Here is a 6,450-nt window from a genome sequence, read left to right as displayed (position 1 = left end):
AACAGGCCGCTCGGACCTACGGCTTCCTCCGGTCACTGAACCTTACTGGGGCACCGATCCACAGTCTCGTGGACTGTATCGCTGTCAATGTATTCCGCTAGTTCCGCCAGTCTACCGAAGAGCGAGCTATCAAGACTGCGATTGCTTGCGACACCGGTCACACTGTGCAGCCGCTGAGAGCCCACGTGGGATGCGTCGCCCACACTCACATCGGGGGCCATCTGTCGTCTCAGCCATAGGTTTGTGATAGATACACGATGTAATAGGTCTTTCTTCGAGCGGAACTGTAAAGTAGTAGCTCTGGGTGAGTCTGTTGATACTCTAGGTTAGTCTGCCCCTTCGAGTGTTGAGTATGCGCCTACGGTACTCTCCGTCAAGGAAACACCGGATACAGACGCATGGCGGTCGACGAGTGTTTCTGAAAGCGTACAGTCTGTTACGCTAGCCTTTGGGAAGACGACTGTCCGTGAAAGGTCTGCGTTCTGTACTGTGGCGTCTTCGAGAATCTGGACGCCAGCGTCGAGTGTCACGTTCTCTGTTGTGGCGCTGTCAGCCACATACGGCTCTCCATCCAACATGAACTCAATTGCATCGAGATAGCTGTCAGCGGTCCCAATATCGAACCACGCACCGTCAAACGTGAAGGCGTACGTAGCTGTCCGCTCGTGGAGCCACTGGATGAACCAGCCTGGCTCATCGGGGTTGTTGCCCTCCTCGAGATACGTTTCAAGCAGATCGATTGACTCTGCGGGAAAGCCGTAACAGGCGATTGAGACCAATGAACTCGACGGATTGTCGGGCTTTTCGGTGAACCCGACTACCTGGTCGTCATCGACATCGATCACGCCATACGAAGTGGCCTTCTCACGAGAGCCGACATCGTAGGCTGCGATCATCGGTGCGTCGTGGTCACGAAAGCTATCAATGAAGTCGTTGACGCCGAAGCTGAGGTAGTTGTCGCCTGCGACGATGATCGTATCATCACTCAGGTTCTCCCGTTCAACAAGCTGTGCGAGCGCGCTGATAACACCGAACTTCTCGTCTTCGTCTGTGGTCTCTTCGATCGACAGGGTGGGTTTCTCGTAGCCCGACTCTGTGAGATATGTTTCAAACTCATCAGCGAACCGCTCGTTCGTCGAGATGTAGACGTCGTCAACACGTTCATCCGCCTCAAGTGACTCGAAAATCGGGTCAATAATCGTCTCCTCTCCAAGTGGCAGGAACATCTTCGGGCGATCAAGGGTGATCGGCCAGAGTCGTGTGGCATACCCGCCTGCGAGGACGATTGCGTCCATAGTGTGGCCGTCTTCCGGGCGGCAATTAAATGTGTGTGAATTGTCGTTACAGCTCGTAGACGGCAACATCACCGCCACAGTCAGGATACTGTTCGTGGGTCCGCGTGAGATTTGTCCCGCAGTTGCGACACTCATGATGTCTCGTCGAAGCGCGTCCGCGATCTTCGCGGGTGAGTACCGCTTGGAGCACGCCTCGTAGCCCCATCGATACACCGATCATATAGTGTGACAGACATCAATGTACTGGCGGTTTGGAGCACCTGCTGTACGGGGTGACTCTGGGCTGACGCACGGATACCTAACCTCGGCGTGAAAACCCTCCAGTTGAGGAGTATTCGTGCGGGTATCAACGCACCTCGCAACGTGCGTGAGCTATATCATGCCACGATTTCGGCGATCAGATCGCGAGTCCCTTGCCGCACGGCTTCATCACTCGAGCGTGTTGGCTCCCACCCGAGTGCGGCAAGCTTGTCGATTGTGAGTCGCATCTTCGGGACGTCACCCGTCCAGCCGCGATCCCCACCCGTGTAGGTGTATTCCGGATTGACACCGAGTTCATCGCTCACGATGTCTGCAATGTCAGTCACTGAGGTTGTGGTCTTCGTCCCAAGGTTGTAGATATTGAGCGGCTCGTCGGCGTGCTCAACGACATATTGCATGGCAGAGACACACTCAGAGACGTACATGTAAGACTTCTCTTGGCGTCCATCACCGAGGATTTCGAGTTCGGTGGGATCATCGGTGAGTTTCTCGATGAAATCTGGGACGACGTTGCCGCGCTGGTAAGGACCAACAATATTCGCAAACCGGAACACCCACGACTGGATGCCATACGAGTGGGCATACGTTGAGATGAGCCCCTCATCAGCGAGCTTTGAGGAGCCGTAAATTGAAATCGGCTCGAGTGGTGCGTAGTCTTCAGGGGTCGGCCGTGGCGCCTCGCCGTACACCGTGGAGGAGGAGGTGAACGCGAAGTGTTCGACATCGGCGTCACGCATTGCTTCGAGAAGATTGTACGTCATCTCTGTATTCTCCTCAAACAGCTTCCGATCGTCGTCGAAGTTCGTGTCCGTGTACGCAGCAAGATGAAACACCATATCGAGGTCAGCGGTCACGACCCGATCGACATCGTCGCGATCAGTCAGGTCGACTTTCGTGAACGTCACCCCATCTGGGACACGCTCGCGCGTGCCTTTCGAGAGGTCATCAGCGACCCGCACTGTTGTGCCCGCGTCGTGAAGCGTCGCTGCGAGGTGACTGCCAACGAGGCCGGCACCACCAGTGACGAGCACCGTGGCGTTGGAAAGATCCATAGGAGATGGTGACAGGCGAGATTGATGTAGATTTGGAAACAGCACTGTGTCGAGACTGGCTTCGTTGAGTCTATTTCAGGATCAACATGTGTTGAGTAAGTTTCATATATGTCGTCCCTAATCAGTTAGTAATCACATATTCCGACCAGATGACCTCCACTACATCCCATCCACCGACTGAACAGGCGAGCCTGGAATCCGATCAGAACTTAAGCGCTGATGAATTGCTCGTTGGTCGTCACTCAGACACGACACCCCAGTTGTCTGTTGTGATGCCCACACTGAATGAGGAGGCCGGAATCCGCACGTGTATTGAATGGATTAAAACGGCGGTCGAAGAGCTCCAAGTACCAACCGAGATCATTATCAGTGACAGCTCAACCGATCGCACACCCGAAATCGCTCGCGAGATGGGCGCCATTGTCGTCGAACCCGATGGCGAAGGGTACGGGTATGCGTACCGGTACGCCTTCGAGCGGACACGAGGGACCTATATTGCGATGGGGGATGCCGACACGACCTACGACTTCAAACAGATTCCCCGGCTGTTAGACCATCTCGAAGAGACTGGTGGGGATATGGTGATGGGCAGTCGGTTAGACGGTGAAATCGAAGACGGCGCAATGCCGTCGCTCCATCAGTATATCGGGAATCCGGCGCTCACCCGATTTCTGAATACGTTTTATCGCGCGGGCGTAAGCGACGCCCACAGTGGGTTCCGGATCTTTACGCGGGAAGCGTACGAGACGATGGACTGGGAAACCACCGGGATGGAGTTTGCCTCCGAGATGATCATGGATGCTGGGTCAAAGGACCTCGAAATCGTGGAGGTGCCCATTGTGTATCACGAACGCAAGGGCGAAGAAACGCTTGACAGTTTCCGTGATGGGTGGCGCCACGTTCGGTTTATGTTGGTCAATGCGCCCGGCTATCTGTTTTCGGTGCCTGGCTTGCTGTTGACGCTCTTTGGGGTGGCAGTCATGACGATTTCACATACCGGGGTGGCGCTTGGCGAGATCACACTCGGCGTGAACTCGATGATCGCCGGGAGTCTCGCAGCGATTGTGGGCACACAGGTCGGCTCGCTGGGCGTCTTCGCGACGGTGGCGAGCGATCCGATCCAGCGGCCTGAGGACCCGATCACATCAGGTATCACCCGCTATGCTACGCTCGAGCGGGGCGCGACGGCTGGCGTGCTCGTGTTTGCGGCCGGTGGCACGTATGCCAGTTGGTTGATCGGCGACTGGATCCTGAGCGGGTTTGGGTCCGTGCCGTTCACGTCTGCGGCGCTTATTGCGTTTACCGCCGTTGTCGTCGGTATCCAGCTGGTGTTCTCGTCGTTCTTCTTGAGTGCGGTGAACTAGTCAGCGACGGCTGGCTGATCTCTGGCTTCGCGTTGGGTTCTGTTCGCCTCCCTAGTGTTGGAGATGCGATTGAGCTGTGTGGTGGGTGGGTTGACCTCGTTGATGTACGTGTTCTGATCCAGGGTACGTGAGATCTCATAGTCGTGGTAACAAGCAACTAACAACGTCACAGCACGGTCTAGGTGTCGCTACACACGATGTTACGCAATTTTGTCATCGGCTGGCTCTGTCTCACCGGGATGGTGGTGTACGTGCTTCTGGTAGGCGTTCGTGAGTTAGCCCAGACCACAATCGCAGCTGGCCAGGAAATGTGGGGCCGCGGTCGAGCACTCACGAACTGAGCATCGCAGCGGTGCTGTTGGCGCCGTCGAGTAGCCTGCGTTTCTGTGAGAGTACAAAATCTCGATTTCGTGCCGCTTGTCTGGTGCGTCGAGCCCGAACTGGTCTCGAAACGCTCGTTCCCGAGCCGTAAGTTCGGAGAGTGTGTCCCACAGCTCACTCGACGAAAGGTTCTCGAGGCGGTTTCGCCGCCGCCACTCGAAGTACGATTCGTTCCGCGTGTAGGTGAGTGGCGTCTCGGACACTGCTTCGACGACCCCAATATTTTCAAGCCGCTTGAGGTACCGCCGGGCAGTGTCTGGAGCACATGAGGCATGTTCTGCGACTGCAGTGACTCCAGCGGGATCATACAACCCGAGTGCGACCCGATACACACGCTCGTCAGACGGAGCGGAGTCAACATCGTCGTGAAATCCCTCCGCCAGAGCGAACTCATCCGGGCGATCGCAGCAGAGACCCCCGAGAGTATGCGCGAGGCGACCCGCCTCGTCGATCGCGACGTGTCTGATGTGCACTCGGACCTGAAGCAGCTCGAAGTGCTGGGGATCCTCACCATCGAAGCGGGCGGTCCCAGCGGCGCGATCCACATCGACTACCCGCTCATCGATCGCGACGCCGACAGCGCCTCCACGAGCGCGTAGCGGGAGCTCTCAGCTCGTGCTCTCTCATCACCACGCCCGTCGATCGCGCGCTGGTAGGTGGACAGGGTTTGCTCGGCGATCGCGTCGGTCGTCGGATCGATACAAAAGCCAGCGTCGGCGATCACCTTGTCGGTGGACTGCCTGTGGCCGATCATATCCTCGCAGCCGTCGAGGAAGCCAAGCAACTCAAATCTGTCAGTGTCTGTGTATAATAGCGATTGCTAGCAGATGTATTTGTTTTGGCACAGATTGTCGGATGCACTGCAGGATACTTACGTACCAAACGCGATCCGTGTCCCGCTGCTGTCTGGTGGTTTGCTCCGAAAAAGCAAAAGCAAACTTATGAAAGAATTAGAACCAATTGAGCCGGCTTTATCAGTGGAAATGTACCTCGATGACCGCCGCAGTCATCAGTCCAAAGCCACCACCACAGCGCACCGATCGCGGTTGTCGTCCTTCGTCGATTGGCTCGACGAACGGGGCATCGATAATCTCAACGAACTCACCGGGCGGCTCGTCAAAGAGTACAAACTTCACCGGCGAAAGGAGTCCGACTGGGCACCCTCGACCGAGAAGTCGAATCTAGATACCATCCGCGTCTTCGTTCGGTGGGCCGAAGGAATCGAGGCGGTCGAGGCTAACCTCTCTCAGCGCATCCAGTCACCGGTTCTCAACGGCGACGAGAACGTCCGACACACCGAGCTCGATTCGGAGACGTCCGAGAAGGTGCTTTCCAACCTGGAAACGTACCACTACTGCTCTACCCAGCACGTGACGCTGGCGTTGATCTGGCACACGATGTGTCGCCGGAGTGCAGTCCATGCACTCGACCTGAAAGACTACGACCCGAAAGATCAGCATCTTCGCTTCGTCCACCGACCAGAATCCGGCACGCCGCTCAAGAACAAAGAGAAGTCGAACCGGTACATGGCAGTGTCGGACTCCATCGCGGAGCTGTTGGACGACTGGATCGCCTACAAGCGCCCGGAGGTCGTCGACGAGTACGGCCGCAAGCCGCTCCTTTCGTCCAAGAATGGCCGGCTCCACGGGTCCACGATCGGTGGCTACGCCTACAAGTACACGCAGCCTTGTAAATACGACGGGGAGTGTCCCGTCGATGGCCGGGATCAAGAGTCGTGTACAGCGGCGTCTCACCAGAAGATTGCGGACTGTCCAGAGTCGGTGTCACCGCACCCGTTCCGCCGCGGGTCGATAACCCACTGGCTTCGGTCTGACGTCCCGCCTCGCGTCATCTCGGACCGCGCCGACGTCTCCGAGCGGGTCATCGAGAAACACTACGACGAACGGACGGAACTCGAGGAGATGGAACAACGCCGCGAGTTCCTCGACAGTATCTAGATATCCTACAGGTACAGTCTCGGAACGTGACGATTCGTATCTACACGACGGCGCCGGGGTGTTTATAAATGGCCCGGCGGTGGTCGATTAGATCTCGTCACGGAGCGTTACACCGCTCTTCGCTGTCTGGCGGTTCGCT

The 6,450-nt window shown here is 56.8% G+C and carries 6 protein-coding genes and 2 pseudogenes; 4 read left to right on the top strand and 4 right to left on the bottom strand.

The window, feature by feature from the left end; translation table 11 throughout:
* Window positions 1–101 (top strand): annotated as a pseudogene (locus B9H04_RS18400) (IS1595 family transposase); the annotation flags it as partial.
* Between the two features lie 225 nt (window positions 102–326).
* Here the strand turns inward: B9H04_RS18400 and B9H04_RS17060 are convergent.
* Window positions 327–1,295, bottom strand: coding sequence for a nucleotidyltransferase family protein (locus tag B9H04_RS17060; RefSeq protein WP_049933151.1), 969 nt, complete (start codon window positions 1,293–1,295; stop codon window positions 327–329).
* A 377-nt stretch (window positions 1,296–1,672) separates the two neighbouring features.
* Complete coding sequence (locus B9H04_RS17055; protein ID WP_049933152.1) at window positions 1,673–2,608, bottom strand: NAD-dependent epimerase/dehydratase family protein; 936 nt, start codon at window positions 2,606–2,608, stop codon at window positions 1,673–1,675.
* 149 nt (window positions 2,609–2,757) lie between these two features.
* Here B9H04_RS17055 and B9H04_RS17050 point away from each other — a divergent pair, with 149 nt between their 5' ends.
* Window positions 2,758–3,972: a glycosyltransferase family 2 protein gene (locus tag B9H04_RS17050; protein ID WP_080508665.1), complete on the top strand. Its 1,215-nt coding sequence runs from the start codon at window positions 2,758–2,760 to the stop codon at window positions 3,970–3,972.
* A 275-nt stretch (window positions 3,973–4,247) separates the two neighbouring features.
* Here the strand turns inward: B9H04_RS17050 and B9H04_RS19770 are convergent, their stop codons facing one another.
* Complete coding sequence (locus B9H04_RS19770; RefSeq protein ID WP_455583615.1) at window positions 4,248–4,685, bottom strand: DUF7342 family protein; 438 nt, start codon at window positions 4,683–4,685, stop codon at window positions 4,248–4,250.
* Between the two features lie 54 nt (window positions 4,686–4,739).
* Here B9H04_RS19770 and B9H04_RS18905 point away from each other — a divergent pair.
* Window positions 4,740–4,952: pseudogene (locus B9H04_RS18905) on the top strand (HVO_A0114 family putative DNA-binding protein); the annotation flags it as partial.
* Here B9H04_RS18905 and B9H04_RS18900 read toward each other — a convergent pair.
* A complete protein-coding gene (locus B9H04_RS18900; protein ID WP_049933156.1) occupies window positions 4,904–5,137 on the bottom strand; it encodes a hypothetical protein in 234 nt (77 codons plus the stop codon). The pseudogene B9H04_RS18905 and the gene B9H04_RS18900 overlap by 49 nt on opposite strands.
* Window positions 5,138–5,201: 64 nt before the next feature.
* Here B9H04_RS18900 and B9H04_RS17035 point away from each other — a divergent pair, with 64 nt between their 5' ends.
* On the top strand, window positions 5,202–6,311 hold the full coding sequence (locus tag B9H04_RS17035) for a tyrosine-type recombinase/integrase (RefSeq protein ID WP_248648682.1): 1,110 nt from the start codon (window positions 5,202–5,204) through the stop codon (window positions 6,309–6,311).
* The last annotated feature ends 139 nt before the right edge of the window (window positions 6,312–6,450 follow it).

The sequence above is a fragment of the Halorubrum ezzemoulense DSM 17463 genome (assembly GCF_002114285.1).
GTDB classification, from domain to species: Archaea; Halobacteriota; Halobacteria; order Halobacteriales; family Haloferacaceae; genus Halorubrum; species Halorubrum ezzemoulense.
The sequence above is the reverse complement of the archived record's forward strand: the minus strand, read 5'-3'. Positions and strand labels throughout refer to the sequence as shown.

Bases quoted from the DNA above. Each gene is read 5' to 3' on its own strand.
- B9H04_RS17060 (WP_049933151.1), bottom strand. From the start codon at position 1,295: ATGGACGCAATCGTCCTCGCAGGCGGGTATGCCACACGACTCTGGCCG.
- B9H04_RS17055 (WP_049933152.1), bottom strand. From the start codon at position 2,608: ATGGATCTTTCCAACGCCACGGTGCTCGTCACTGGTGGTGCCGGCCTC.
- B9H04_RS17050 (WP_080508665.1), top strand. From the start codon at position 2,758: ATGACCTCCACTACATCCCATCCACCGACTGAACAGGCGAGCCTGGAA.